Source organism: Sinorhizobium sp. P24N7 (genome assembly GCF_042436655.1).
GTDB classification, from domain to species: domain Bacteria; phylum Pseudomonadota; class Alphaproteobacteria; order Rhizobiales; family Rhizobiaceae; genus Sinorhizobium; species Sinorhizobium meliloti_A.
Genome location: NZ_JBHMIW010000003.1, coordinates 114,435 through 140,108 on the forward strand (window position 1 = coordinate 114,435; position 25,674 = coordinate 140,108).

Annotated in this window: 24 protein-coding genes and 1 pseudogene; 6 read left to right on the top strand and 19 right to left on the bottom strand. The window is 60.3% G+C overall.

What is annotated here, in order from left to right; all coding sequences use genetic code 11:
- Positions 1-30: 30 nt before the first annotated feature.
- The gene (locus ACFHWW_RS05695; protein WP_100673453.1) at positions 31-543 is read right to left on the bottom strand and encodes a prepilin peptidase; all 513 of its coding nucleotides are present in this window, start codon (positions 541-543) and stop codon (positions 31-33) included.
- Positions 544-800: 257 nt separating this feature from the next.
- On the opposite strand from ACFHWW_RS05695, the gene ACFHWW_RS05700 reads away from it, so the two are divergent.
- Positions 801-2,096: a pilus assembly protein TadG-related protein gene (locus ACFHWW_RS05700; RefSeq protein WP_379937600.1), complete on the top strand. Its 1,296-nt coding sequence runs from the start codon at positions 801-803 to the stop codon at positions 2,094-2,096.
- Positions 2,097-2,183: 87 nt separating this feature from the next.
- Positions 2,184-2,696: a pilus assembly protein N-terminal domain-containing protein gene (locus ACFHWW_RS05705; RefSeq protein WP_379937601.1), complete on the top strand. Its 513-nt coding sequence runs from the start codon at positions 2,184-2,186 to the stop codon at positions 2,694-2,696.
- A 38-nt stretch (positions 2,697-2,734) separates the two neighbouring features.
- On the opposite strand, the gene ACFHWW_RS05710 is transcribed toward ACFHWW_RS05705, so the two are convergent.
- The 4 genes and pseudogenes from ACFHWW_RS05710 to ACFHWW_RS05725 form a co-directional block, all read right to left on the bottom strand.
- Positions 2,735-4,018 (bottom strand): mechanosensitive ion channel family protein, encoded by a 1,284-nt coding sequence (locus tag ACFHWW_RS05710; RefSeq protein WP_379937602.1) that lies wholly within the window; start codon positions 4,016-4,018, stop codon positions 2,735-2,737.
- 99 nt (positions 4,019-4,117) lie between these two features.
- Positions 4,118-5,881, bottom strand: a complete 1,764-nt coding sequence (locus tag ACFHWW_RS05715) for a tetratricopeptide repeat protein (RefSeq protein WP_379937603.1) — start codon at positions 5,879-5,881, stop codon at positions 4,118-4,120.
- Positions 5,882-5,996: 115 nt separating this feature from the next.
- Entirely contained in the window at positions 5,997-6,299 is a 303-nt protein-coding gene (locus tag ACFHWW_RS05720) for a hypothetical protein (protein ID WP_379937604.1), read from the bottom strand.
- A 469-nt stretch (positions 6,300-6,768) separates the two neighbouring features.
- Positions 6,769-7,210, bottom strand: a pseudogene (locus ACFHWW_RS05725) (transposase).
- Positions 7,211-7,515: 305 nt separating this feature from the next.
- Here ACFHWW_RS05725 and ACFHWW_RS05730 point away from each other — a divergent pair.
- Together ACFHWW_RS05730 and ACFHWW_RS05735 are read left to right on the top strand one after the other, a co-directional pair.
- Positions 7,516-8,913 carry a family 16 glycosylhydrolase gene (locus tag ACFHWW_RS05730; protein ID WP_379937605.1) on the top strand — a complete coding sequence of 466 codons (1,398 nt, stop codon included), beginning with the start codon at positions 7,516-7,518 and terminating at the stop codon, positions 8,911-8,913.
- A gap of 288 nt (positions 8,914-9,201) precedes the next feature.
- Entirely contained in the window at positions 9,202-9,411 is a 210-nt protein-coding gene (locus ACFHWW_RS05735; RefSeq protein WP_100673572.1) for a hypothetical protein, read from the top strand.
- Positions 9,412-9,755: 344 nt separating this feature from the next.
- On the opposite strand, the gene ACFHWW_RS05740 is transcribed toward ACFHWW_RS05735, so the two are convergent.
- The 5 genes from ACFHWW_RS05740 to ACFHWW_RS05760 are packed head-to-tail and all read right to left on the bottom strand — an operon-like array spanning position 9,756 to position 14,734.
- A complete protein-coding gene (locus ACFHWW_RS05740) occupies positions 9,756-10,823 on the bottom strand; it encodes a DUF2218 domain-containing protein (RefSeq protein ID WP_379937606.1) in 1,068 nt (355 codons plus the stop codon).
- Positions 10,820-11,662 (bottom strand): ABC transporter ATP-binding protein, encoded by an 843-nt coding sequence (locus ACFHWW_RS05745; RefSeq protein WP_379937608.1) that lies wholly within the window; start codon positions 11,660-11,662, stop codon positions 10,820-10,822. Before ACFHWW_RS05745 ends, ACFHWW_RS05740 begins: the two co-directional genes overlap by 4 nt.
- Complete coding sequence (locus tag ACFHWW_RS05750; RefSeq protein WP_379937609.1) at positions 11,659-12,699, bottom strand: FecCD family ABC transporter permease; 1,041 nt, start codon at positions 12,697-12,699, stop codon at positions 11,659-11,661. Before ACFHWW_RS05750 ends, ACFHWW_RS05745 begins: the two co-directional genes overlap by 4 nt.
- Positions 12,696-13,742 (bottom strand): FecCD family ABC transporter permease, encoded by a 1,047-nt coding sequence (locus ACFHWW_RS05755; protein WP_379937610.1) that lies wholly within the window; start codon positions 13,740-13,742, stop codon positions 12,696-12,698. The genes ACFHWW_RS05750 and ACFHWW_RS05755 overlap by 4 nt, the downstream gene beginning before the upstream one ends.
- Positions 13,739-14,734 (bottom strand): iron-siderophore ABC transporter substrate-binding protein, encoded by a 996-nt coding sequence (locus ACFHWW_RS05760; RefSeq protein ID WP_379937611.1) that lies wholly within the window; start codon positions 14,732-14,734, stop codon positions 13,739-13,741. Before ACFHWW_RS05760 ends, ACFHWW_RS05755 begins: the two co-directional genes overlap by 4 nt.
- Positions 14,735-15,045: 311 nt before the next feature.
- Between ACFHWW_RS05760 and ACFHWW_RS05765 the strand changes: the two genes are divergently transcribed.
- Positions 15,046-17,184 (top strand): TonB-dependent siderophore receptor, encoded by a 2,139-nt coding sequence (locus ACFHWW_RS05765; protein ID WP_379937612.1) that lies wholly within the window; start codon positions 15,046-15,048, stop codon positions 17,182-17,184.
- 37 nt (positions 17,185-17,221) lie between these two features.
- Here the strand turns inward: ACFHWW_RS05765 and ACFHWW_RS05770 are convergent, their stop codons facing one another.
- The 4 genes from ACFHWW_RS05770 to ACFHWW_RS05785 form a co-directional block, all read right to left on the bottom strand.
- On the bottom strand, positions 17,222-18,121 hold the full coding sequence (locus tag ACFHWW_RS05770) for a helix-turn-helix domain-containing protein (protein ID WP_379937613.1): 900 nt from the start codon (positions 18,119-18,121) through the stop codon (positions 17,222-17,224).
- Between the two features lie 175 nt (positions 18,122-18,296).
- Entirely contained in the window at positions 18,297-19,211 is a 915-nt protein-coding gene (locus ACFHWW_RS05775) for an agmatinase (RefSeq protein WP_379937882.1), read from the bottom strand.
- 13 nt (positions 19,212-19,224) lie between these two features.
- Positions 19,225-19,710: a YidB family protein gene (locus ACFHWW_RS05780; protein WP_018096395.1), complete on the bottom strand. Its 486-nt coding sequence runs from the start codon at positions 19,708-19,710 to the stop codon at positions 19,225-19,227.
- A 27-nt stretch (positions 19,711-19,737) separates the two neighbouring features.
- Positions 19,738-19,989 carry a GlsB/YeaQ/YmgE family stress response membrane protein gene (locus tag ACFHWW_RS05785; RefSeq protein WP_324764696.1) on the bottom strand — a complete coding sequence of 84 codons (252 nt, stop codon included), beginning with the start codon at positions 19,987-19,989 and terminating at the stop codon, positions 19,738-19,740.
- A gap of 196 nt (positions 19,990-20,185) precedes the next feature.
- Here ACFHWW_RS05785 and ACFHWW_RS05790 point away from each other — a divergent pair, with 196 nt between their 5' ends.
- On the top strand, positions 20,186-20,536 hold the full coding sequence (locus tag ACFHWW_RS05790) for a DUF2200 domain-containing protein (RefSeq protein ID WP_324764697.1): 351 nt from the start codon (positions 20,186-20,188) through the stop codon (positions 20,534-20,536).
- A 115-nt stretch (positions 20,537-20,651) separates the two neighbouring features.
- Here ACFHWW_RS05790 and ACFHWW_RS05795 read toward each other — a convergent pair whose 3' ends face one another.
- From ACFHWW_RS05795 to ACFHWW_RS05815, 5 genes are all read right to left on the bottom strand, one after another.
- The gene (locus ACFHWW_RS05795) at positions 20,652-21,239 is read right to left on the bottom strand and encodes a DJ-1/PfpI family protein (protein WP_379937614.1); all 588 of its coding nucleotides are present in this window, start codon (positions 21,237-21,239) and stop codon (positions 20,652-20,654) included.
- A gap of 118 nt (positions 21,240-21,357) precedes the next feature.
- Entirely contained in the window at positions 21,358-22,326 is a 969-nt protein-coding gene (locus ACFHWW_RS05800) for a substrate-binding domain-containing protein (protein ID WP_100673494.1), read from the bottom strand.
- 29 nt (positions 22,327-22,355) lie between these two features.
- A complete protein-coding gene (locus ACFHWW_RS05805; RefSeq protein WP_324764699.1) occupies positions 22,356-23,351 on the bottom strand; it encodes an ABC transporter permease in 996 nt (331 codons plus the stop codon).
- Positions 23,317-24,906 (bottom strand): sugar ABC transporter ATP-binding protein, encoded by a 1,590-nt coding sequence (locus ACFHWW_RS05810; RefSeq protein ID WP_379937615.1) that lies wholly within the window; start codon positions 24,904-24,906, stop codon positions 23,317-23,319. The genes ACFHWW_RS05805 and ACFHWW_RS05810 overlap by 35 nt, the downstream gene beginning before the upstream one ends.
- Positions 24,903-25,595, bottom strand: coding sequence for a GntR family transcriptional regulator (locus tag ACFHWW_RS05815; protein WP_379937616.1), 693 nt, complete (start codon positions 25,593-25,595; stop codon positions 24,903-24,905). The genes ACFHWW_RS05810 and ACFHWW_RS05815 overlap by 4 nt, the downstream gene beginning before the upstream one ends.
- Between the last annotated feature and the right edge of the window lie 79 nt (positions 25,596-25,674).

Genomic DNA, 25,674 nt, shown 5'->3' on the forward strand with positions numbered 1-25,674 from the left:
TCTTGCGCAAGCGGACCGTGGCGCGATCGATCAAAGAAGGGCGGAGCACCAGTGGCTTTCCGGCAGCAGCAAAAGGGCAGCCGGCGCCATTGCCGCGCCATAGGGAATGCCCGTCTCGCGGTCGAGAAGACGCTTCGCCCAGGCATTTTTCTTCAGGACGAGCGGCAGAGGCACCCGTCGAAGCTGAAGAAGCCCAACCGTCAGGGCCGCGCCGATCACCGACGTGTAGAGGATGAAGGGGAGCGCAAGGTCGGCGCCGAGCCAGAGCACGGCGACAGGCAGGAGTTTCGCGTCACCGCCGCCGATCCAGCCGGCAGCAAAGAGGACGAAAGTGCAAGCGAGCACGGCGGAGGCAACGAGAACGCTTGACGTAACCGTCGCGAGGTCCAGGCCTGCAGCGGGCGCAAGAAGGGCGAAGGCGATCACCAGGGAGACCACCAGGCGGTTGGATATGGTCATCGTCACCACATCCCTGATGCCGGCGTAAGTCATCGCTCCGGCAAAGACAAAAAAAGCGAGCCAGGCTGCGGATGTCGAGATCATCTTCGATGCCTCATGCACAAGGGCCGACGGGCCGGTTGGAATGTCCGGAATGTGCCTATTAAGCCAAGGAATATCCATTCGACCTGATGGACTAGGAACGCCAGGCAAGGGCTGCGATCCGGACTAGGCCGACTGGCCGAATCGCCGGCAGGCGGCGGGCGGGATATATCGTCCCACCGGAAAGCCCTGATGCATTTCTTCAAGGATATGCGGTTTCGAGTAGCGGCACGCAAAGGCTTCGGCTTCGGGAAACGTGGATGAGCAAGAAAATTGACGCGATCGATGAAGCGAGCCGTTCGCCTCGACGGCCAGGGGTCGCGCGGCGATTTCTGAAGGCGGAGGGCGGCGCCGTTGCGGTCATCGCTGCGGTGGCTTTTCCGGTCCTCGTCGGGGCGATGGGATTGGGGGCCGAAACGGGCTATTGGTATCTGGAAAAGCGCAAGCTGCAGCACGCTGCGGACGTATCGGCCTATGCCGCAGCCGTGCGCCATCGCGCAGGTGATCAACAATCCGCACTCGAGGCCGCCGCGCGAAGGGTCGCAGGCGGCTCGGGTTTTTCCCCGGGCGGCCTCACCGTGTCCACGGCCGCGGGCTCTGCCGGTGGATCGAACAACGTGACGGTCGAGTTGACCGAGACGCATCCCCGCTTGTTTTCTTCCGTGTTCGGTGCGGGAACCATTACGATGAAGGCACGTGCAGTCGCTCAGGTTACGGGCGGCTCGAAAGCCTGCGTGCTTGCCCTGTCGAACTCCGCATCGGGCGCGGTAACCGTAACCGGCTCGACGGATGTTCGATTGTCCGGCTGCAGCGTGGTCTCTAATTCAACTGCGGCCGACGCCTTTCTGATGAAGAACGGCAGCGCGCTCATGTCGACCGATTGCGTGTATACGGTCGGCGAAGCCGTAACCACGACAGGCCTCACGCTCACCGGCTGCAGCAAACCCGTCCAGCAGGTTCCACCGACGCCGGATCCCTTTGCATCCGTCGTCGAGCCGGACAAACTGCACATTCAGCAGCTTCCCTGCCGAGATCTGACCTATGTCTCGAACTCCACCTATGTCTTCGACCGGCTTGCAAGCGGGGTCGAGGCAATCCGTTTCTGCGGGGGAGTCGACATCAAGGGAACGATCACGCTGAAGCCTGGCCTCTATATCATAGACGGCGGCGAACTGACGATAACGGCCGGGGCAAAACTCACCGGCGACGGCGTCACCTTTTTCTTCGTCAATTCGGCGGCCGCCAATCTGCTCGGCAACGGTGACATCGATCTGTCCGCTCCGACCACCGGACCTTTTGCCGGCCTGCTGTTTTTCTCAAGCCGCAAAAGTGTCGGCGTAGTCCATCAGATAACAGGCAATTCCGAGTCGACGCTGGTTGGAAACCTCTACGCGCCGACGGGCCAAATCGACTTCACCGGAAACTCGAGCGTTTCGGGAGGATGTACGCAGATCATTGCCGATCATGTAACCTTCACGGGAAATTCGACGATGGAGACCTGCGCCTCGCCGACGAAGGAGATCCTGGTCGGTCGAACGGTATCGCTCATCGAGTGAACGAGCGGCCACTTCTTTGTAGCCGGCTGGAACGCAAGGGGACGTCCAGCCGTTGACTCCCACTGTCATCAAAGCAGGAGTTTTCCCATGTACAGGCGCTCAACAGGGGCCGTCTTGGTGCTGGCAATGTCAGCTCTGGTCAGGCCCGCCGCAGCGGACGAGTCAAAAATGGCGATCGTTCCCGTTCAGCAGCGAAGCATGGGAGCCGAAGGGGTGGAGCGGCTTGTCGTTGACTTTGCCAAGACCGTTGCGCTTCCTCGGCCTGCAAGCACAGTCATCATCGGCAATACAGGAATAGCGCAGGCAAGCCTCAGCGACGACAGAACCGTGATCCTCACCGGCAAGACACCCGGCTCCACGAACCTGATCGTGATCGACGGCGACGGTGCCGAAGTGGCCAACCTCATTCTGGATGTCGTCGCGGGAAGCGGTCGTCTGGTGACGGTTCACCAGGGCGTGCGCCGGGCAACCTTTACATGCGGAAGGCGCTGCGACCCGGTCTTGCTCGTCGGAGACGACGCCGACCACTTCAACGCCACGGCCTCGCAAATTGCCGCGCGCAACGGCTTTTCCGCCCCTTCCCCGGACAATCAGCAGTGACGGCATCCTGGAGCGCCTGTCCGCCGATCAGGCCTAATCTATGCTCGCGGTGGCCGCTGAATCTCCACCGGCGTCTTGACGATGATTTCCCGATGGGGAAAGGGGATGGATATCCCCGCCTCTTTGAAGGCATCCCATAGTGCCATCAGAACTTGGCCGCGCACATTCGTCAGGCCGTTGGCCGGATCCGAGATCCAGAAGCGGAGGCGGAAATCCAGCGAGGAGGCACCAAAGGCGGTCATCCAGCAGACCGGCGCCTTGTAGGCATTGACGACGCGGGGAACGCTCGATGCCGTGCCGATGGCGATCCGTACCACCTCATGCGGATCGCTGTCGTAGGACGTGCCGAAATCGACATCGATCCGGACGTAGTCGCTGGAAAACGACCAGTTCACCACCTGCTGCGAGATGAAGTCCTCATTGGGGATGAGGTATTCCTTCCCGTCGCGGGTAATCACCGACACGAAACGCGCACGGAGGTCGCGGATGGACCCGAACGTGTCTCCAAGCGTGATGGTGTCGCCGGGCTTGATCGACTTGTCGAGCAGGATGATGATCCCGGAAATGAAATTGGACACGACCTTCTGCAGTCCGAAGCCGACGCCGACACCGACAGCACCCGAAAACACCGTCAACGCCGTGAGATCGATACCCGTCGCGGACAAGGCGACTGCACCGGCGATCATGATCAGAACGATCTTGATGACCTTGCTGATCAGCACTTTAAACGATGGCGAAAGGTCGCCGGAACGCTGAACCCAATGGGCAAGCACATTGCCAACGAGCACTGCGACCCAGATAAGGGCGACTGTCAGAACAACCGCCTTCAGAATGATCAGCAGTGAAAGACGCATCACGCCCAGATTGACGGCGGCAGCATCGAGCGCCGCCAGGACAGGGCCGTCAAGGCCGGTGGCATATACGGCGAGGTATCCCCAGCTTACGATCGCCACCAGGCGCGACAAGGTCGGGTTGCGGATGATCTTGGTCAGGACGGAAATTATGAACCAGGCGGCCGCGAGGGATAGCGCCGTAGAGACCAGCCATCGCTGCGACGGCCAGGTACCCTGTTTGAGAATGACGTTCGCAAGCCACAGCCACAGGGTCAGAAAAAGCCATTTCAGGCGGCGCATGAAGGCGATGATAACGCGCAGCAGGTCCGGATTGCCCTTGATGCGCCGAGCCCTCGTTTCCATCGCCGGCTCGGATCTGGATGCGACGAAGGAGGCGAAAACGTAACCGGCGGCGATAATCCCAAGCTGGTAGAATGTCCATTCGCTGAGGACGAATGTCCTGAACCAGATTTCAAGCGGTCGAACCATCAGCATGAAATCCACGGCGGCGCCCTTTGAACTAGATCTGCAAACCCCCTGTTCCCAAATGTTAGCAGGAAAACCGTTACACACTTTCCCGGAAGTGCTCTAGATGGAGACTCCCGCCTCGCGGAGTCCCTCCACCATCCGGTCCATCAGATGGGGATCTTGGTAGGGTAGAGATCGCCTCAGGTGATCGACGGAAAAGCTCGGATTGACCCCCAATACTTCCCGCCAATAGCCCCGCGCTTCTTCGTGCCGCCCGGTACGACCATAGAGGCAGGCAAGATAGAAGCGCGTCATGTCCGATCGGGGCGCAAGCATCAGCCGACGTTTGAAGGCTACCTCGGCCTCGTCAAAACGCCCGAGATTCAACAAGGCCCTCCCTTGGAAATGCAGTGACAGGTCGAATTGCGGATCCAACCGGTGGGCTCGTGTGTACAGCGTCAGGGCCTCTTCGTGCCGGCCCTGGAAATCCCGTATGGTGCCGAGTGCCGTATAGGCGTTGGCGGAATTGGGGTCGAGTTCGATCGCTCGCTCTGCAGCGTGCTCCGCCTCGTCCAGACGCCGCATCCAGGAAAGGGCAAGCGCGAGTGTGTAATGGCCTTGCGGCTCGGTATCGTCGGTATCGATGGCCTTTTGGGCCAGTTCGCGCGCCTGTGTGAGATTGTCAGGCGTCGCGCCGTTCCACTGATTGATGAAGTCGGTCAAGGCAATGATCGAAAGCGAAGCATGGGCAGCCGCCATCCCTGGATCGATCTCGAGGACGCGGTGCAGCATGCCGCGGGCCTCCATGGACGACAGCGCGCTGAACTGCAGGATCGCCTGACGGGAGCGGACGAGCAGGTCATAGGCCTGCGGGTCGACCTTGCCGCGGCTCTCGCGCCGCTCCTCTTCCCCGGCCGTCAGCTTCACGCGCAGCGCGTTGACGATGGTGCGCGTCACCTCGTCCTGTACGGCGAAGATATCTTCAAGCCCGCGATCGTAGCGCTCGGCCCACAAATGGCCGCCGGTCGTACCGTCGATCATCTGGGCGTTGATGCGGATGCGATCGGCTGCCCTGCGTACGCTGCCTTCCAAGACGTAGCGTACACCGAGTTCCCGGCTCACCTTGCGGATGTCCGGCGTCTTGCCTTTGTAGGCGAAAGAGGAATTCCGGGCGATTACGAAAAGGCCGGAAACCTTCGAGAGATCGGTGATGATGTCTTCGGTGATGCCATCGGCGAAATAACCTTGTTCCGGGTTGCCGGACATATTGTCGAATGGAAGGACGGCAATGGACGGCTTCGCCGGAAGCTGCGGGGGCGGTTCGGCAGCAATTTCATGGGGCTCGCTCGTGCGATCGTTAGGCGACCATGTCCAGATGTGCACCGGCCGCTCGATGTTCTTGACTTCATGATAACCGCTGTCGACGAAGTCGATGTCGGTGCGACCATGCACATATTCATGAATTCCATCAGAAATCGCCACGCCGCCGGGATCGGCAAGCGCTTCGATACGGGCAGCTACATTGACGCCGTCGCCGAAAAGATCGCTGTCCTCAACCATGATGTCGCCGAGGTTGACACCGACGCGCAGTACGATGGCCCGGTCTTCCGGCAGGTCTCTGTTGGCAGCCGCCATCGCCTGTTGAAGTGCTGCAGCGCATTCGACGGCGTTAACCGCACTGCCGAATTCGACGAGCACGCCGTCGCCAGTCCTCTTGAAGACACGGCCCTGGTGAATGCCGACGAGCGGCTCCAGCACCTCTTTCCACCGAGCCATAAGCAATGTGTGCGTGCTTTTTTCGTCCCGCTCCATGAGCCGGCTGTAACCGACCGCGTCAGCGGCCAGAATGGCTGCAAGCCGACGTCTGATGGGTTCCTTGGCCATAGGCAATGGCGCCTTCCTAGTGCCCGCGGATCAAAAATACTACCTCGATTCGGCGGTTCGCGCATTGATGCGCTCTCGCGTCAAACATGCAGAACCACTTCGCGAGGAGCAGAACTCAAACTTGCTCCAAAAGTGCCCGTGCGAGCTCTTCCCATTCTTTATCGACCGTCAAGGTCGACGGTGCGGTACCGCATCGGCGATACCAATATTCGGCGTTCGATTGATCACCTTCCTTGCGATGGAGATAGGCATGCACACGCATGCCCGCGCTATCCTCGTGCTCCTGCGCGCGTTCGTGCGCCTTGTCCCAATCGCCCTTTCCATCCCACCACAGCGCCTGCAGCGCACGGCTTAGACCGGCGGGCGGCTGTGGCTTGGCAAGCGAATCTCGGAAAACCTGCAAATCCAAATCGTCCATCCTCGTGAAACCGAACTCCGATAATACGCTCGCCCGGGCCCGAGCGGTAGCGTGCATCGGGCGATAGTCGGATTACGCCTACCTTGCCGGGAAGGATCGAAATCGGGCGCCGCATGCAATCCCGCTATCGCGCATCAAACGCGCAAGCATCTTCTTGAGGAGCAAGTTCTGTGCATGAAGCTGTTCCGCCAGCAGCCTCCTGAGCCGCTCGTTGTCTGCGTCAAGGGCAGCGAGCTCATCGAGGGAGATCCACGCCGTTCGGCGCCGCGGCATTCCTGACGGCGCATCAATACAGTCCTTTCCGCGCGCTTCAACTCCTCCACGTGCGAGGCGGCTCTATGCCTCACGCGCCAACTCGCTTGCCTTTCGCGAAGTGACGGCAGGAAACGGCAGCGCAAAATTTTGCCGGCATTGATGCGAAAACGAGAGCGAATTCAGGTTTATGGCGAGCCGCGCGTTCCGGTGGTGATTAATCCAGCCCAAGCCTTGCGCAGTTCGGCATTTTCCGCTCGCAACTTTTCCGCCGGAAGCTTGCGGAGCCTCTGGTTTTCTTCTTCGAGCCGATCGAGATCCGCCAGCTCTTCGCCGGCGGGAAGAGGCTTCTCTGCCCTGTGCTCAACCGATTAACGGTCCGCTTCCACAGAGAGTAGGTTTGCTCCGAAATGCCGGCACTCTTGATAGCGTTTTTGAGTGTACCATTGCCTTCGGCGACTTGCGTCTCTATCAGCTTGAGCTTCTCCTTTCTCTCTTGTTTGCTATACCTCCTCGGTTTAGCGGCCGGCGCCTCTGATACAGCTCGCCCCGATTCGGCAGCCCCTTCCGGCGCCGTGGCGACCTCTTCTTCTTAGCCGCTGATCGACGTCCCGCGCTACGGGCGCAGCAATTGACCCGGTGTTATTCTCGTCAGCCATCAGCAATACCCTCCTTGGTCTTCACTTGTTTCCTTCTGAGTGCACCACAGAGTCAACACAACCACCAAACACCCGCTTTACAGATAGTTGATGGACCCCCGTACTTGCGAGCCATGGTGCCTGCAGCGCAGTCGTACCCGTCGGCCACTGCACGGCGCACCAGTTGCGAATGTGGGTTGTTGCAATGCTCACCGCACCTCCATCTTGTTCGGTTAAGGCGGGAGGTGTGTGCGACAAGTCACAGTACGCGATGCTAGGGGTGGCCCCGCGGGCGGGGGTCAAGCCACTAAGCAGGAGACTTCTCGATGAGCAGAACTGTCACGAATGCCCCAGGCGAGCCGCTGTCCTATAGCGGTAGTTCTACGGCATGGTTTTCCGCCAGCGCGTCGGGACCGGTGCTCTACGGAACGGCCGGCAACGATTCGATGTGGGCTGACAGTTCCACCGATGTCACTATGATCGGGGGCACAGGCGACGATATCTACTATCTTTATTCGGGGGCCAACCGAGCCTCTGAGGCGCCCGGCGCCGGCCTCGATACCATCAAGACCTGGATGAGCTATTCCCTGCCGGAGAATTTCGAAAACCTGACGGTCACAGGCGCTGAAGGTTTTGGCTTCGGCAATAGTGCCGACAACATCATCAGCGGTGGCTCAGGCAGCCAGACGATCGATGGTGGCATCGGCAACGACATCCTCATCGGGGCGGGTGGTGCAGACACTTTCGCTTTCAAAAAGGGCAACGGTAGCGACCTGATCAGCGACTTCGGCGCCGACGATATGGTGAGGCTCGAAGGTTATGGTTTCACGTCATTCGACCACATTCTTGGCAACGTTGCCCAGGAAGGCGGGGATCTCAGGCTCAGCCTCGCCGATGGCGAGAGTCTCGTCTTTGCAAATACGACCGCCGATCAGCTGCAGGCGAGCCAGTTCAGCCTAGCGCTGGACCGATCCGTTCTGACGCAGACCTTCTCCGACGACTTCAACACGCTTCAGCTCAACGACGGCACCAGCGGTGTCTGGGACCCGAAGTACTGGTGGGCACCCGAAAAGGGCGCGACCCTCACCGGTAACGACGAGCTGCAATGGTACGTCAATCCGACCTATCAGCCGACCGCCTCGGCCAATCCATTCTCCGTGACGGACGGCGTTCTGACGATCACCGCCAAGCCGGCCTCGCAGGCGATCCAAGCCGAAACCAACTGGTATGATTATACCTCCGGCATGCTGACGACCTACTCGTCATTTGCTCAGACTTACGGCTACTTCGAGATGCGCGCCGACATGCCCGATGATCAGGGGGCGTGGCCGGCATTCTGGCTGCTGCCGGCCGACGGCACCTGGCCGCCGGAACTGGATGTGGTCGAAATGTACGGCCAGGATCCAAATACGGTCATCGCCACCGTTCATTCCAATGAGACCGGTTCGCAGACCAGCATCGCAAGCGCAGCCAGGGTTATCGATACAAGTGGTTTTCACAAATATGGTGTGCTTTGGACGGAAGAGGAGATCGTCTGGTACTTCGACGATACCGCGATCGCACGCGCCGACACCCCCTCGGACATGCACGATCCGATGTACATGGTTGTCAATCTTGCGGTTGGCGGGATGGCTGGCCCACCGGACGACGGGCTCGTGGATGGCGCCGAAATGAAGGTCGACCATGTCAAGGCCTATTCGCTCGACGCCGACTGGCACATCTGAGCAAGGAAAGCAGATCTGAGCCAGGAAAGAAGTTTCCGAGGAGACCGGCAGCGCAAGCATCTGCCGGTCAGAATGGATCTGCAGAACCCGCTTTCGCTAAACTGTTCCCTTTGGAACTGCGGGGTTCCCAGTGACGGTCATAAATTAGAGCTTGGAACCCGAAACTTGCAGAAGCGGCTCGTGCACCAAAAGGAAGGCGCACATGGCGTGAATGGGTTCATAGGGCCCATCAATACAGTCATTGCCGCTATCCGCGTGTGCTTAATTTCACCGCGGGAGGGGATTATCATGGAGCCGGTAACGCTTGTACTGACGGTATGCCTTTTGTCGGCACCCGAAAAGTGCCGTGAGGAGCGCCTGGAGCTCGAGATCCAAGACTCGTTGACGCAATGTATGTTCCGTTCCGTCATGTATGTCAGCAACTGGTCTGGACAGCATCCAGGCCTGAGCGTCAGAAAATGGCGTTGCGAGCTACCCGTTGCCAGCCGAGATGCCTGAATGCGTTCCGTCACCCTTGGCGCAGATGGATTGCAGGCCAGGTTGAATCATCCGCTGGACCTGCCTAGCCTTTCGGGCCCGGACCAGCCTCAGAGTGTCCATCGCTTTGAGCGGATGCGAACCGCCCGCCCACCAATAGCTTCCACTGTCGAGAGTGTCCCAGCGCCAGCGATTTTGCGGCTCCTGCATCCATTGAGGACCACGACGCCGACACGTGAGACCTTCGCACTTCTATGCCGGGCATCGGCGAACACGCCGTCGATCAGCAGCTGTAGCGTCGGAGAACACATTACAGATCGGCTGCGGCACTCCAGGCCCCACGTGGCAAGCTTCCCGTCAATATATTATGCGATTTTCCCTCTTTCCCAGTACCAAGCGACATACATCTTCCTGCGATCATGTTGCCGCGCTTTGAGGAAGGTCCTGATGGCTCGTATGTCTCTTCGTTCGCACGCAACCCAAACAAACGTTTCGGCATCGACGGCTTCTATCGCTGCTTTCGCCTCGGACACGAGAACGTCGGCAGCATCTTCCGGGTAGCTCCGCCTGTGCAACCAACGCACGTCGAGCACGCCATCGGTCGGAAGCGGTTGCTCTTCCGCCTTGTCCTCAACCTCGATCATGGCACGTATATGCGTTTCAGCCGGAGCCTCTGCCGCGATCCGTGCTATGGCCGGTAGGGCGCTCTCGTCACCGATCAGCAAAATGGAGCGCTCCGCCGGCAGGCCGCCTGCGCCTGGCCCTAACAGGGCGGCCACGTCTCCGGGCTGCGCGTCGCGCGCAAAGTCTGCACCCGGAGTCGGTACGCCAGGAGCGGGATGCTGCAAGAAATCGATCCACAATTCGCCCCGATCCAAATCGACGGCACGGATGGTATAGACACGAACCAGAAGCGTGTTCTCGCCTTCCGGCCACGCTATGCGGCCGTCTTCCCGCGAGCCGGGCCATACCGGCGGTTTGCCCTTCGGCGGCACCAGCAGGCGGACATGCATGTCGCCGCCCACAAAAGGCGTCACATCGGCGCAGGAAAATATCACGCGACGCATATGCGGAGTGACATCGTGCGCCGAGACGACGGTCACCTCATGAAGGTTCGGCAGCACCGACAGGGACATCGATTCCGACCAGGTCAATTCGAACGGTTGGTCTTCGGCGAAATAGAAAAGATGTTCCGCCAGGATCGTGCGGCTCATGTGCAGCATTTCACGCGTCGGGCAGTCGAGCTCGATCGACAGGCCCGCGTTTGCAATGCCGATGCGAGCGACGCCGAGCTCGCTCCGCAGCACCGCCAGGTCGTCTATCCGTTCGACCTCGGCATGTTCGACAAAATGCTCGCAGATCTCGTCGAGCATGTCGGCAGCGCTGCCGCAGACCGCTACGCCCGACAGTTTGAATGAATGAATTGCGTTCATGCGCGACTCTCCTTTTGTGGTGCATCGCTCGTGTCGTCGATGACGGCCATCCGGTGTCGCCCGATCGGCAGCATGATCGGCCGGCCCGAGGTGGGATCGCTGATGACGCGACTGTCGAGGCCGAAAACATGCCGCACGGTCTCTTCGGTGAGCACCTCTTCCGGAGTGCCCGAAATGTGCACGCGCCCACCGGCAATCGCCACGAGATGGTCGGCATAGCGGGCAGCAAGGTTGAGATCGTGCAGCACCATGACCACCGTCGTTCCACGCGTGCTGTTTAGATCGGTCAGCAGATCGAGCACCTCGATCTGATGGTTGATGTCGAGAAAGGTCGTCGGCTCGTCGAGCAGCAGGATCTCGGTCTGCTGCGCGAGTGCCATGGCGATCCAGACCCGCTGCCTTTGGCCGCCGGAGAGCTCGTCGATCGGCCGTTCGGCAAGGTCGAACGTCTTTGTCGCCTCAAGCGCGCGGTCGACCGCCTCGTCGTCTTGTCGCGTCCAGCGGGAAAACAGGCTTTGATGCGGATGCCGTCCCCTGCTGACGAGGTCGGCCACGGTAATGCCTTCCGGCGCGATCGGCGATTGCGGCAGCAGACCCAGCGTCCGGGCGAGGTCTCGCGACGGTGTCCGGTGGATGGACTTGCCGTCGAGGAGAACTTGTCCCTTGCTGGGCGCGATCAGCCGCGAGAGCGTGCGAAGAAACGTGGACTTGCCACAGGCATTTGCGCCGACGATCACCGTGATTTTGCCCGGGGGAATGGTGAGGTCGAGCGCATGCAGGATTTCAGTATTGTCGTAGCCGGCCGTCAATCCGCTGGCGACGAGCAGATGATCGGTCATAAAGCCCCCCCGATCCGATTGATGCGAACGATGAGATAGATCAGGTAGGGTGCGCCAAGCGCCCCGGTTACGACCCCCACAGGGTAGCGGCTCGGCAGAAGGTGCTGCCCGACATAATCGGCGACAAGCACGAGAAGGGCGCCCGTCAGTGCAGACGGGATCAGCACCGAGCCGGCGTTTCGTACGATCCGGCCGGCGATCGGGCCCGACAGGAAAGCGACGAAGGCGATCGGCCCCGTTGCCGCGGTCGCCGACGCGATCAGTCCGACCGCGGCGACAATCACCAGCATCCTTGTATGCGAGACCCTCGTTCCGAGAGCGGCCGCCGTATCGTCGCCCAGCCGCAATGTCTCGAGATCGCGACCGCGAACGAGCAGCAGCGCCCCGAAGAACAGGAGGGCAAGCAGAAGCGGCAGCGCCTGGCCGAGCTGAGCGCCGTTGACGCTGCCGGTCAGCCAACGCATCGCTTCCTGCAAATTCCAGGCAGGCGCCGATTGAAGGATATAGGCGATAACACTTTGCAGCATGGCGGAAACGCCAATGCCAACAAGGATCAGCCTGGTGCCGGCGACCCCATTGCGGAAGGAAAGGCCATAGACGAGCAGCGCCACGCCAAGTCCCGCTACGACAGCGATAACCGAAACCATCGGCCCGTCCATGGACAGGACTACAATGGCGAAAACGGCAGCCGCCCCAGCGCCAGAGGTAATCCCGATGATATCGGGACTGGCGAGCGGATTGCGCAACATGACCTGAAACGCCACGCCGCCCAGTCCAAAGCATATTCCTGCAAGGATCGACAGCACGGCGCGCGGCAGCCTCAGTTGCCCCACCGTAAAGGATGCGCCCGAAACCGGTTCACCGACGAGCACGCGCAGAACATCGCTCGGCGGCGTGACGGATTGCCCAACCGACAAGGTGACGGCGAAGACCACTGCGACCAGGGTCAGCAACACCGCGAGAATGACAGCGTGCCTGCGCGCGCTTTTTCTGCGGTGTGCGATCACGACGCCAAGGGTGGATGAGGGAGCTGTCACAGGTCCCTCACGCGCTGGCGCCGGACGATCCAGATGAAGAATGGCGCACCGATCAGGGCGGTGACGATGCCGACGTCGATCTCTGCAGGGCGCGCGACGATGCGCCCGACAACGTCCGCCGCGAGCAGGAGGCACGCGCCTGCCAGCGTCGAAAAAGGCAGCAGCCACCGATAGTCCACGCCAATCAACAGGCGGCAGAGATGCGGCACGACCAGCCCGAGAAAGCCGATCGGCCCGCATATGGCTGTCGTCGCGCCGCAGAGAAGGATGGCGCCGAAGGAAGCAACGGCCCGCGCGGTTGCGACGCTCTCGCCGAGCCCGGTCGCAAGCTCGTCACCGAGTGCAAGAGAGTTGAGTTTTCTGGCCGACAGCAGGCTGATCACGAACCCAACAAGCAGAAACGGCACCAAGGGAAGGATGCGCTCGTAAGTCGCGCCGCCAACACCACCGATCTGCCAGGAATTTATACCGCCTGCGATATCACCACGCGGCAGCACGACGGCGGTGACCATGGACGCAAATGCGACGGACGTTGCCGCGCCTGCCAGCGCCAGTTTCAAAGGGGTCGCGCCGCCCCTGCCCAGCGAACCTATGGCATAGACGAAGATCGCGGCGCATCCGGCACCCAGGATGGCCACCCAGATATACGCATACAGCGACGACATCCCGAACCAGGCGACGCCGATGACAACTGCGAGGGATGCCCCCATATTGACGCCGAGAATGCCGGGGTCTGCAAGCGGATTGCGGGTCACGCCCTGCATGACCGCTCCGGCCAGCCCCAGAGCGCCCCCCGCAAGCAGGGCCAGCAACGTCCGCGGAATGCGCAACGCGACCGATGCGCGACCGATGTTATCCTGCGCACCGCCGAGCGCCGCGGCGACATCGTCCCACCCGACATAGCGCGTGCCGACCGTAACAGAGGCGACAAGCAAGGCCACCAGAAGCGCGAAAAGCGCTGCCAGCCAAAGACTTCGCATCCGGCTGGAACGGGACACGGGCGACCAACGCCCGTCCGATGTCTTGATAATCCCGGCGGTCATTTTGACTTCTTGACTGCCTCGCTGAGCAGCTTCACGTAGTCCTTCAGGACCCATCTGATGGACAGTGGCGTGGGATTGGCGGCATTGCCGACCGCGTTGTTGCCGAGCATGACGATCGATTCCCGTGCAACGGCAGGCATATGCTGCATCAGCGCGTTGGCTTTCAAGGCATCGAAAAGCATCCCGTCGCCGTAAGTAACGAGAATATCCACATCGTCGAAAGCATCGATCTGTTCGGCGCTGACGGAGCCTGAGAACTTTCCGGCTTGTGAAGCCTGCACCACGCTTTTCGGCGATCTGAGCCCGAGATCGGCGAAAAACCTGACGCGCGTATCGTTGGTCGTGTAGAAATTGACGACGCTGAGGTCCCATGAGCTGAGATGAGTAATGAACATTGCCGATTTGCCCTTGAGCTCGGGATATCCTTCAAGCGTCAGGGCAATCTCAGCTTCGATGCCGGCTATCAGCGCTTCCCCTTCCGCAGCCATCCCGAGCCCCGCGCTGTTCATCCGGATCGTCTCGCGCCAGTCGGTGGACCAGGGAGCCTGCGGATAGGCGATGACAGGTGCAATCTCGCTCAACGTGTCGTAGTCCGCCTGACTGAGGCCCGAATAGGCCGCAAGGATCACGTCCGGTCGTGTGGCGGCGACCGCCTCGAAATCGATGCCATCCCCCTCGTCGAAAAGCACCGGCTTTTCAGCCTCGAGTTCACCGAGACGTGCGGCCACCCACGGCAGAATGCCATCATTGTCATCATCGCCGAAGTTGGCGCGCGCCATTCCAACCGGAACGATGCCCAGAGCCAGCGGCACCTCATGGTTCGCCCAGGCGACGGTTGCGACACGCTCCGGCTTCTTTGCGATGATGGTGCTGCCGAAGGCATGCTCGATGGTGATGGGATACGCAGCACTCTCGGCAGCGAACGCAGTGTCGTGCCTGCCTGTCCAAAGAAGGGCTATGACTGCCAGTACAGCGAAACGGAACAGCCTCATCGCCACACTCCATCCAAGGTTTTAAGTTGACCCCCAGTCTCAGCTTAATTAAGCGGCGTCAACGGCAAAGCCGCCGATATCCAGAAAGAGCGCGCAGATTTCCGGAGGATCGTACAAATCCGGGGAAACATACAATACTGGACAATACTGCTCCAGTTAATAGCGGCTCGTGGGAGAACGGCTTCACGCCGGGGCCGGTTGAGCGCAGCTTTCCTGTGTAGCGGACGGCCGGACGCGATGCAGTTCGGAGACCTCAAAGGGCGTTGGTATTGGGGCCCGCTTTCAGCATTTACGTCAATTGGAACATGGACATGGACATCGATCAGACCGGCCGCTGGCCAACCAGGGTACCGTTTCGTTCACGAAACGCATTTCTGTTGGGCTGCACAGCACTTTTTGCTTTAACGCCTGTCCTCTCGTTCGCACAGGACGCAGGCACTGAAGGCGACGCAACGGTGCTGGAGACTATTGTGGCGCACGGCACCGGTGGCGGAAGCGTTCTCAATACGGAGGACGATTCAAAGTCGATCGTCGCCACCGAAACGACCGGCGCCGGCAAGATGCCGACCGATATACTGGTAGCCCCTGCCTCGGTATCCGTCATCACCTCCAAAGAAATCGAGGAACGCGCCGCCGACACCATCCAGCAAGTCGTACAATATACGGCGGGGGTCGTGACCGACTTTTATGGTTCGGACGACCGTTACGACTACTTCGATATTCGCGGCTTCACTCCGTATACGTATCGCGACGGTTTGGCGATCGGCAGGACCTTTGCAGGGGTCCGGGAAGAGCCCTATGCCTTCGAGCGCATCGAGGTGTTGAAGGGCGCCAGCTCCTCAAGCTTTGGAGCGGCCGAACCCGGCGGATCGATAAACTACGTCACGAAAACGCCGAAGAGCGATCGTTTCGGTGAAGTCTATGGCACGGGCGGCTCGTTCTCGCATAAGGAACTCGGCTTCGATTTCGGTGACAATCTTACAGCGGACGACACCCTGTCCTACCGTTTAACCGGCAAATTTCAGCGCTCGGACGCGGAATACGATTATTCTCAGGATGACGAGAACTTCGTCATGGGCGGCCTGACGTGGCGCCCCACCGACGCGACAAATCTGACATTTGTCTTCGATCATCTCGACAGGGACGGAGTTCCCGGGAGCGGTGGCCACCCACTCGGGACCGATTTCGACAGGGATCAGTTTTTTGGGGAGCCGGACTATTACTTCACAGAGACGAACCGCAATAGCTACAGCGTTCTTTTCGACCACGATTTCGGCAACGGCCTGAGTGTCAGCTCCAACGCCCGCTACAGCAAGCTGAACGACGGGTTCGGCAGTGCCTATATCGGCAGCACGCCAACCGATGGCTCGACCGTGGCGGGTCGCTATTTCTTCGGAAACGAGAAATCGACTGAACAATTCGTCATCGATGCTCACCTGATTTACGAAGCAAGTCTCGACAATGTGGAAAGCCGCACGCTTCTCGGTGCCGACTACAATAAATACGAATCGGACAGTGCCAACTTTTACACGTCTGCGCCTTCGATCGATTGGGAAAACCCGATCTATTCAGGTGGGCCCGGCGCGATGGCGCCTTATGCCAGCACGAACAACGACCAGCAGACCAACGCGATCTATCTGCAGCAGGATCTGACCTTTTTCGACAAGCTCACCGTGAGTGTCGGCTTGCGCAATGACTGGCTCGATCTTAGCGAGACGAACCTCCTTGCGGGTACCACAAGGGCTGGCAACCACAGTGAATTTACGACGCGGATCGGCGCGAGCTACAAGATAACCGAGGAGCTGGCGCCCTACATCAGCTACGCCGAGTCGGCCGCGCCGCCTGCCGCAGGTAGCGATCCTACCACGGGAAAGCAGTATGAAGTCGGGATCAAATATCGGCCGGATGCCTTTCCGGCCTTGTTCACCGCTTCCGTCTACGACCTGACGAAGGGCAACATTACGGTTTTCGACCAGGTCACCTACCTGCCGCAAACCGTCGAAAGGGTCAGACATCGTGGTTTCGAACTGGAAGCCAAGGCGGAGGTAACGAACAATATCAGCGTGATTGCCGCCTACAGCTACATCGATTCAAAGATTGAAGAACCTGGCGGTGCTAATGATGGCAACCGCCTCATGCGTGTCCCCAAGAATATTGCTTCGGTGTGGGGCACCTACACGCTGGAGGGCGACGGCGCGCGGGGCGACATGATGTTCGGGCTCGGAGCTCGCTACGCGGACGCCTATTACACGGACATTACCAACAGCTCATCGTCGGAGAGTGCAGTCGTCTTCGATGCAGCCTTTACTTACAAGGTTCAGGAAAACACCACGTTCCAGCTGAACGTCAACAATATATTCGACGAAAAACACGTGGCGAGCAAGGACTCCGGGGCGGTCTACTACAATCCGGGCCGCAGCATTCTCGCGACGCTGCGCCAGACTTGGTAGGGGCAAGCCGTCCACCCGCGACTTGCCGCCGGGATCTTCACGATTGCCGGAATTGCCGCATCCGCCGCCAGGCCGCGGGAGTTTCGCCAACGATCTGACGGAAGACCTTCGTCAGGTGTGCCTGATCGGAGAAGCCGAGCTGCGCGGCGATGCTGGCGACCGGGAGGTCGCTTTCGCCGAGCAGCTTTTTCGAAAGCTCGACTCGCTTTGCAAGTTGCCATTGCAGCGGTGTCTTACCCATTGACTGCTTGAAGACGTTTGCAAACCAGCTTTCGGACAGGCCGACGACGGCAGCCATATCGGCGACGGGCATACGATAATCACCAAGCGCGTCGATATGCGAGATGAGCTTGTTCATCTGTGCCTGCGTCAGCCTGCCGCCGGCCCTTTCCTCCCTCTCGGCAGGAATATCCAGAAGCCCCGCGACGATGCTGCCGACAAGGCTCTCCGCATAGACTGCATGCTTGGTAGGGCTCTTTATTTCGTCGGCCAGCAGCTTCGCCAACGCATCGATTGCCGCAACGTTTTGAAGCTCGACCGGACGGCGCAACGCCGTCAGCGCTGCTGAGCTCCCAACCGATGGAGCCAGAAACCGTAACACCCGATCCTTGTGAAGGTGCAGATTGAGGTGGCTGAAGCTATGTGTCTTCAGACTGCCCGTCCACAACGGCACACCGGCAGGAACATACACGGCACGCGCCATCGGGCGCGAATTCTTCGCCAGATCAGTGTCCTGGTTCGAAATGCGAACGTTCGACGAGACGTCGTTGAAGAAAAACATGATGCGCGGATCGTCCGCGAGATAATAGCCACTGGCACCGGGTTGACTCTCCGCCTCCCAAAGGACGCTGACCATCCCATCGTATTGGCGCCATTGAACTGGCGCCGTGACCCGAATGCCTTCGGTTTTCCAAGACATGGAATGCCAGAAGCTCATTTGTAGATCAGTTCTTCCTCTTCAAGGCGCCAGATGTCGGTGCGTGGACGAAATTGCACTGTCGTTCCGCATCCGCATCGCAGGCGAAGTAAGTGGAGCCGTAATCTCATCTTTTTTGCACACTGGCAAGCTGGGGCGTTTGCGGGAGGAGCGAAACCAGCGCTAAGCTTTTGGCTCAAACCTGCCGAACCACAGAACCTATCACATTGACGAGGATGCGTGCCGCGGTCAGAGCTGAGGTTCCGTCGATATCTGCGGGTGGGTAAAACTCCACGAGATCAAATCCCGCGATCCGTGCGCGCTTGGTAACGCCGCTGATCAGATCGATTACCTGAGTATAGGTTAGCCCTCCCGGCGTTCGCGCAGCCACGCCCGGCATGACGCTGGGATCGATGCTGTCGCAGTCGAGGGTGATGACGACACGCGCACCCTCCGGGATTTGTTGCAGAGCGGCCTCAACACCATGGCTATGTACCTCGCGTGCGGTGACAAAACGGCTGCCATAGCGGCGTGCCGCTTCGATATCGGTCATGCGAGCGCTGCCGACGCTGCGTAGCCCTACTTGCACGATACCGGCGACATGCGGCATCTCACTTGCCCGCCGCATTGGGCTCGAATAGCCATAGCGCTCACCATCCACCTCGTCGCGCCAATCGATGTGGGCATCGATCTGGAGAACCCAAATCGGCCTGTCATCCGCGAAAGCGGCGAGGAACGGAAAGGTCACGGAACAATCCCCGCCCAAGAGGATGGGGACCGCTTGAAGTGCCAGGATCTCACGCGTCTTCGCCTCAATCACAGCCCGGTTGCCGGCATTGTCATGCATGCTGGTAGGGATGTCGTCGGCGTCGACGCATGAGATTGGCCCGCCGTCGAATAGCGGACCACCGAGGTCGAAATCCCAATGCTCGATCAGCGAGGCATCTTCCTGGCTGGCGGCGCGTATGGCGTTAGCAGCTAGAGCGTATCCGCTGCTATCCTTGCCAGGGTACGTGCTTCCATGACCGGCGCCGAAGATCACCACGCGTGGCGTTTGGCCGTCAGAAAGGTGACCGGCGAAGCCGAGAAAGGCATTCGAGACGTGGCGCATCCCGCCGATCTGGCTATGCGGAAGCGGGGCCTGCGGACCGCCCAAGGACTTCCTCATCGTTCTGCGGCAACCGACCGTTCGGGGTCATCTTGTCCACAGCGTCTGGGATCGATGTCGAAAGGCGCTTCAGCAGCTCATCGTAGTCCAGTCCCGTCTTCGCGGCCAATTCCTGGAGGGTATCCTTGCCGATCGACGCTTCAACCTGTTCGGCCGAAACGCCCTGAGACGGCTTTTCGGCGCTTACCCAGGAGTCTGCGGCCTCCCGGTTCCCACCGTTCTTGAACGCATCGACAAGTTCTCCCAGGCCTTTGCTGAGCGAACCTTCCTCGGAGCCACCGAACATCTTGCCGAGTTCGCCGAGAATACCGCCGCTGTTCTGAGCGCCCCCCTTCGCGTCCTGAAAGATCTGTCCCAGCTTGTCCCGGTTCTGGTAGCCAGCGACCGCGAGCAGCCCCAATAGCGCCGCGAGCGACGGCATGGTGTTGCGAGATGAGGCCATGTCAGTTCCTTTCTGCTTGGTGAAACCTTAAGCGCGCCGGGCGACGGCACCCCATACGAGCAAAACGATCACGGCGCCGACGATAGCTCCGATGAACCCGGCGCCCTGATTGGCGTTGTACCACCCCAATGCCTGCCCCAGATATGAGGCGACGAAAGCCCCTACGATGCCCAGGATTGTCGTCAGGACGAAGCCTTTCGGCTCGTTGTCGCCGGGCACCACGATCTTCGCCACGATACCGGCGGCAAAGCCAATGATGATGGTCCAGATTATACCCATTCCAGAAATCCCTCGTTTGAGTAGCAGGTCTGCTCATTGCATCGGCGGGTTCGGAGGCTCCCGTCCTTTGAAAACAATTAAAGGGGGCTTCAGGAAAACACACATAGCGCGGCCCGACAAGCAGCAGCCTTGTGTCTTTTGCCGGCTCGTCAGCTATCCTGGGCCGGTAGGACATCCGGAACGTTCAGGAGGACGCATGGAGAAGCATCGCATCTATTCGGTCAGCCTCGCGAGCGTCTATCCCCACTATATCGCCAAGGCTGAGAAGAAAGGACGCACGAAGGCAGAGGTCGACCAGATCATCTGCTGGCTTACGGGATATGGCCAACAGGCCCTGGACGATCAGCTGGCGAAGAACACCGACTTCCAGAACTTCTTTGCGCAAGCACCTCGGATGAATCCCTCCCGATCGTTGATTACCGGGGTGATCTGCGGCGTCCGAGTGGAAGAAATCCAGGATACCACCATGCGGGAAATCCGCTACCTGGACAAACTGATCGATGAACTGGCGAAGGGGAAGGCGATGGAGAAAATCCTGCGGAAGTAGTCAGCCCCGGTTTCAAGATTGTGCAGCAGAAGCGCACTCAAGACCGGCTTTCGCCGCAAATGCCCTCGGGCCGACGACCCGAGGGCACGCAGTTGTCGATCTCACCCTCAATCCATTAGGTGTGGGTGATCTTCGTGCCGAGCACGTTCAGGCACTCGCGCATGAAAGCGGCGAGGCCAGTCCACCCCTTCGCCGAGACCATGTTGCCGTCGACATAGGCCCCGGTGGGCTCCACGTCGATGTAGATGCCACCGACAGCCGTCACCTCCGGCTCGCAGGCGCCAAGGCCGGCGACCTTCCGGCCCTTCAGCACGCCAGGCACAGCCATGAGGATCTGCACCCCATGGCAGATCGTGAAGATCGGCTTGCCCGTTTCGTGGAAGTGCCGCACCATGTCCTGAACGCGCTTGTCGGTGCGGATATATTCCGGGCCGCGTCCGCCGGCTGCATACACGGCGTCATATTCCTCGACCCGCACTTCGGAAAACGTCTTGTTGATGTCGGCGTAGTGGCCGAGCTTTTCCGTGTAGGTCTGGTCGCCCTCGAAGTCATGCAGCGAGGTCTTGATACGGTCGCCCGCCTTTTTGTCCGGGCAGACGACGTGCACCGTATGGCCGACGGCCTCCATGCCCTTTTGAAAAACGTAGATTTCATACTCTTCGGTGAATTCGCCGGTCAGCATGAGGATCTTCTTGCCGCTCATGTCATATCTCCTGTTGCCTTGGATAGGTTGAGACACGGGATGCGGGTGGAAAACCGCACACATTTTTCTCACCCGCTCTCATGTTTGATCGATGCCCGGCCAGCAGGCCGGGCAACACTCAGAATGGGGAATCGGGGAAGTAGAATTGGTCGGCGTTCTCCGGAGTGATAAGCGGTGCACCGAGCAGGAACGAACCGCGCATCGGCGCCTGACCGGAGAATTGTGCCGCGGTCATATAGATCGCCGACTTGATCATCGACGGCGGATAGGGGGTCGAGACCGGTGTGCGCTCATTGCCTTCCTTCACCATTTCGATGACTTGCTTCATGCCGTTGCCGCCGAGGGCATACTTGATGTCCTTGCGGCCCGCACGGTCGACGGCCTCGATGACGCCGAGCAACATGTCGTCGTCGTTGGCCCAGACGGCGTCGATCTTCGGGTACTTTGCGAGATAGTCCTGCATGAGCTTGAAGGCTTCGTCCTGGTTCCAGTTGGCGTACTGGATATCGAGGATCTTGATGTTCGTCTTGTTGATGACGTCCGAGAAGCCTTTGATGCGTTCGTCGTCGATCACGGTCGGGATGCCGCGCAAGACGACGATCTCGCCCTCCCCGCCAAGTTTATCGGAAAGCCAGCGCGCCGTATTGGCACCCACGGCGATGTTGTCGCCGGCGACATAGAGGTCCTGGATCGTCGGGTCGGTGAGGCCACGGTCGACCACGGATATGAAGGTGCCCTTTTCCTTGATCTGCTCGACCGGTCCGGTCAGTTCTTCCGACGTAAACGGCAGAATGACCAGCGCGTCGAGCTTCCGGGTCGCCGACAGGTCTTCAAGCGCGGAGACCTGCGCGGTCGCCGATGACGCGGTCGACAGCACGACGTCTACATTCGGAAAGGCGGCCTCGACCTCCTTCTCAGCCTGCTCTGCATGATAGACGACTCCTCCCGTCCATCCATGCGTTGCGGCCGGAATTGAGACGGCGACAGTCACGTTCCTCTCCTGGGCCTGAGCGCTGCCCAGTGGCAGAGCCAGGACCAGGGTAGCCGTCGATAACAAGAGTCCAGCCTTGCGGATAATAGACTTCATTTTCTCCTCCTTCGAAGTCGGTGCTGTTTTCAGCGGTTGGCAGTAAAGCGGTGCGCCAGCATGGCGACGATGATGATCGCTCCCTGGACGGCGGCGACGAGGTATTCCGAAACCATGTCCGACAAAACCATGACATTGGCGATCACCTCAAGGATGAGGGCGCCGGCCACCGTGCCGCCAATGCGTCCCCGCCCGCCGCGGAGCAGCGTGCCGCCGATCACGACCGCGGTGATGACCTGCAGCTCCCAGAGCTGTCCGGTCGTTGGCGTTGCCGCGCCGAGGCGGGGCACATAGCAGATCGCAGCGACGGCGACGCAGAAGCCCTGGATCACGTAAGCGACGGTACGCACTCCGGCGACGTTGACGCCTGAAAAGCGCGCGACCTCGACATTGGATCCCGCCGACTTCAAGCGGCGGCCATACTTGGTCTTGTAGAGCAGGAAGGCGCCGGCCACGACGACGACGAAGGTGATGAGCACCGGATAGGGAATGCCGAAGACGCTGCCGAAATAGACCGGACGATAGGCTTCCCGGAGGCTGCGATCGATAGGCAGCGAGCCGCCATCGGTCATGAAGGTGATGAAGGCTCGGAAAATGCCCATCGTGCCCAGCGTCACGATGAAGGGCTCTATTCGCCCGACGGTCACGATAAGCCCGTTGAAGAGGCCGCACAGCGCTCCGACCAGCAGCGCGATGCCCGCTCCCATCGGAATCGCCCAAGGTCCAAATGCCGGGGCGAGTTGGTTCATCGCCATGATCATGATACCGGTGACGAAGGCCATCATCGAACCCACGGACAGGTCGAGCCCGCCGGACGAGATGACGAAGGTCGCCCCGACGGCGATGATCGCGATGAAGGCGCTCCGCGTAATGACGTTGATCAGATTGGCCGACGACACGAAGTTGGAGTTCACCAGCGCCCCGAACAGCACGATCACCGCAAGAGCGATGAAGGGCGCCAGATCGGCCCAACGGATGCGCGCTCCTTCGTCAGTGGGTGCGAGTGTTGCTGTCGCTGCGGTCATGTTTCTCCTCCCCGACGTCCGCGCGCCCACCGGTCGTGGCGGCGTAGACGACATTTTCCTCATTGATTTCATTGCCGCTCAGCTCAGCGACGATCCTCCCGGCACGCATCACCAGAACGCGGTCGGAAAGACCCACCAGTTCCGGCATTTCCGACGAAATGACGATGCAGGCCTTGCCGGCGCGCACCATCCCGTCGATGAATTCATAGATCTGGCTCTTGTTGCCGATATCGATCCCGCGCGTCGGCTCGTCGATGATGATCACCGAGGGGTCGGCCATCATCACCTTGGCAAGGAGCAGCTTCTGCTGGTTCCCACCCGAAAGCTGGCTGGCTTCGAGGCGTAGCGAGCGAACGCGGATGTCGTAATCGGCCACCGCCTTTCGAAGGCGGGAAAGCTCTCCCCGCTTGTCCAGAAGGACACCCGGATTGATCGTGTCCAGCGCCTGCAGGGTGAGGTTGGGACCGAGCTTCTCCTCCAGGAGCAGGCCTTTGCCCTTGCGGTCCTCGGTGAGGTAAACCAGGCCGGCGTCCATTAAGGTGCCGACGGAACGGCTCCCGATCTGCCGGCCGTTCAGGACAATGCTTTCAACCTCTGACGGACGAAGACCCATCAGGCCCTCGATCAGTTCGGTACGACCCGCCCCGATCATGCCGCCGATACCCAGCACCTCGCCGGGCCTGACGCTAAATGAGACCTTCTGCGAGCCGTGGTCGACGGCAAGGTTGGTGACTGACAGGATCGGAGCCGCAGTCGCGGTTGGCCGCTTATGCGGATAGAGCATTTCCAGCTCCCGCCCGACCATCAGCTCCGCCATTTCACGCTGGCCGAGGCCGGCCGCCGGCCAAGTCCCGATCATGCGGCCGTCCCGAAGCACGGTGACGCGGTCGGCAAGCGCCTGAACCTCATCGAGGCGATGGGAGATGTAGAGCACCGCAACCCCGTGATCGCGCAGGCTGCGAACGATGTCGAGCAGCGCCGCCACTTCGTCGTTTGCGAGAACCGCAGTCGGCTCGTCGAAAATGACGACCTTTCGCTCGTCCAGAAGGGCGCGCGCGATCTGCACGAGCTGGCGCTGGGCGAGCGGCAGCTCACCCACACGGTCGCGCGGCCGGGCCGCTGAACCGACCCGCGCGAGGAGTTCGGCGGCACGACTGTTCATCGCCTTGTCATTGACCAGCAGACCTCGGCCGACCTCGCGACCCAAATACAGGTTTTCCGCAACGGTGAGGTCCGCAGCGAGCAGGATTTCCTGGTGCACGAGTACAATGCCGGCATTTTCCGCCTCCACCGCGTTTCGGAACTCGATCGACTTCCCCTCCAGGAGCAGGTGGCCGGCCGTCGGGGCAACATGGCCGGAAAGGAGCTTCATCAGCGTCGATTTTCCGGCGCCGTTCTCACCGATAATGGCGTGAACCTCCCCGGCGCGAACCTCGAGCGTGACGCCCGAAAGGACGGTAATCGGACCGTAGGCTTTGCCAAGACCCTCTGCCGCGAGTGCGGCAACAGCGGGGTTTGGCGGCGCTACCGCATTGGAAGGCAGAGCGGCGTTCATTCGAACGCCGAAAGCAAACGATCGCGCGAGCGTTCGATGTGGACGCGCATGGCATCGTATGCGGCCTGCGGATCGCGCGCCCGGAAGGCAGCCAGCAGGCTCTCATGCTCTTCGAGCGCCTCCTCAGTCACCCGGATGTGGAACATCAGCCGGAAGATGTGCAGATGGACATGCTGGTTCGACAGCGTGCTGCGGATCACGTCGTTCCCGGCGATCTTCAGGATCGCGTCATGGAACTGCGCATCGGCGCGGGCAAAGCGGGAGTAGCGCGTGTTACGATCGACCGGCGCCTCGCCGTGGCCCATGTCGGCCGCGGAATTCTCGAGCTGCTGGAGCGCCTCCGGAGTCATGTTGACGGCGGCAAGCCGGGCAGCTTCGGGTTCGACCAACAGGCGAAAAGCATAGAGGTCTTCGAACTGCTTGCGCGTCCATTGCGGGGCTGCACTATAGCCGATCAGATGCTCTTTGCGAACGAGGCCCTCGCGTTCCAGGCGGCTCAGCGCCTCGCGGATCGGTGTCTGGGATACGCCGAGTTCGCGAGCGAGGACATCGATCGGAATGCGTGCACCAGGCGCAATATCGAGGGACATCAGCCGGTGATAGATGCTGTCATAAACGCCTTCGACCACACTCGTCGGGCGAATACCAGCCCCCCTGCTTGACCTCTCCGCTGCAACTGCCACTGCCATTCTCCGACTGCTTATTGACATACGACGTTTTGTTGCAAATAACATATCGCATGTCAAATACAATATCGTATATGATCTG

What these genes read in the sequence shown, in the direction of transcription:
- ACFHWW_RS05695 (WP_100673453.1), bottom strand. Translation starts at nt 543, where the DNA reads ATGATCTCGACATCCGCAGCCTGGCTCGCTTTTTTTGTCTTTGCCGGA.
- ACFHWW_RS05785 (WP_324764696.1), bottom strand. Translation starts at nt 19,989, where the DNA reads ATGGGTATAATCTGGACCATCATCATTGGCTTTGCCGCCGGTATCGTG.
- ACFHWW_RS05775 (WP_379937882.1), bottom strand. Translation starts at nt 19,211, where the DNA reads ATGCGCCACGTCTCGAATGCCTTTCTCGGCTTCGCCGGTCACCTTTCT.
- ACFHWW_RS05740 (WP_379937606.1), bottom strand. Translation starts at nt 10,823, where the DNA reads ATGAACGCAATTCATTCATTCAAACTGTCGGGCGTAGCGGTCTGCGGC.
- ACFHWW_RS05710 (WP_379937602.1), bottom strand. Translation starts at nt 4,018, where the DNA reads ATGGTTCGACCGCTTGAAATCTGGTTCAGGACATTCGTCCTCAGCGAA.
- ACFHWW_RS05715 (WP_379937603.1), bottom strand. Translation starts at nt 5,881, where the DNA reads ATGGCCAAGGAACCCATCAGACGTCGGCTTGCAGCCATTCTGGCCGCT.
- ACFHWW_RS05720 (WP_379937604.1), bottom strand. Translation starts at nt 6,299, where the DNA reads ATGGACGATTTGGATTTGCAGGTTTTCCGAGATTCGCTTGCCAAGCCA.
- ACFHWW_RS05705 (WP_379937601.1), top strand. Translation starts at nt 2,184, where the DNA reads ATGTACAGGCGCTCAACAGGGGCCGTCTTGGTGCTGGCAATGTCAGCT.
- ACFHWW_RS05780 (WP_018096395.1), bottom strand. Translation starts at nt 19,710, where the DNA reads ATGGCCTCATCTCGCAACACCATGCCGTCGCTCGCGGCGCTATTGGGG.
- ACFHWW_RS05700 (WP_379937600.1), top strand. Translation starts at nt 801, where the DNA reads ATGAGCAAGAAAATTGACGCGATCGATGAAGCGAGCCGTTCGCCTCGA.
- ACFHWW_RS05815 (WP_379937616.1), bottom strand. Translation starts at nt 25,595, where the DNA reads ATGGCAGTGGCAGTTGCAGCGGAGAGGTCAAGCAGGGGGGCTGGTATT.
- ACFHWW_RS05800 (WP_100673494.1), bottom strand. Translation starts at nt 22,326, where the DNA reads ATGAAGTCTATTATCCGCAAGGCTGGACTCTTGTTATCGACGGCTACC.
- ACFHWW_RS05770 (WP_379937613.1), bottom strand. Translation starts at nt 18,121, where the DNA reads ATGAGCTTCTGGCATTCCATGTCTTGGAAAACCGAAGGCATTCGGGTC.
- ACFHWW_RS05765 (WP_379937612.1), top strand. Translation starts at nt 15,046, where the DNA reads ATGGACATCGATCAGACCGGCCGCTGGCCAACCAGGGTACCGTTTCGT.
- ACFHWW_RS05745 (WP_379937608.1), bottom strand. Translation starts at nt 11,662, where the DNA reads ATGACCGATCATCTGCTCGTCGCCAGCGGATTGACGGCCGGCTACGAC.
- ACFHWW_RS05730 (WP_379937605.1), top strand. Translation starts at nt 7,516, where the DNA reads ATGAGCAGAACTGTCACGAATGCCCCAGGCGAGCCGCTGTCCTATAGC.
- ACFHWW_RS05805 (WP_324764699.1), bottom strand. Translation starts at nt 23,351, where the DNA reads ATGACCGCAGCGACAGCAACACTCGCACCCACTGACGAAGGAGCGCGC.
- ACFHWW_RS05795 (WP_379937614.1), bottom strand. Translation starts at nt 21,239, where the DNA reads ATGAGCGGCAAGAAGATCCTCATGCTGACCGGCGAATTCACCGAAGAG.
- ACFHWW_RS05735 (WP_100673572.1), top strand. Translation starts at nt 9,202, where the DNA reads ATGGAGCCGGTAACGCTTGTACTGACGGTATGCCTTTTGTCGGCACCC.
- ACFHWW_RS05760 (WP_379937611.1), bottom strand. Translation starts at nt 14,734, where the DNA reads ATGAGGCTGTTCCGTTTCGCTGTACTGGCAGTCATAGCCCTTCTTTGG.
- ACFHWW_RS05755 (WP_379937610.1), bottom strand. Translation starts at nt 13,742, where the DNA reads ATGACCGCCGGGATTATCAAGACATCGGACGGGCGTTGGTCGCCCGTG.
- ACFHWW_RS05790 (WP_324764697.1), top strand. Translation starts at nt 20,186, where the DNA reads ATGGAGAAGCATCGCATCTATTCGGTCAGCCTCGCGAGCGTCTATCCC.
- ACFHWW_RS05810 (WP_379937615.1), bottom strand. Translation starts at nt 24,906, where the DNA reads ATGAACGCCGCTCTGCCTTCCAATGCGGTAGCGCCGCCAAACCCCGCT.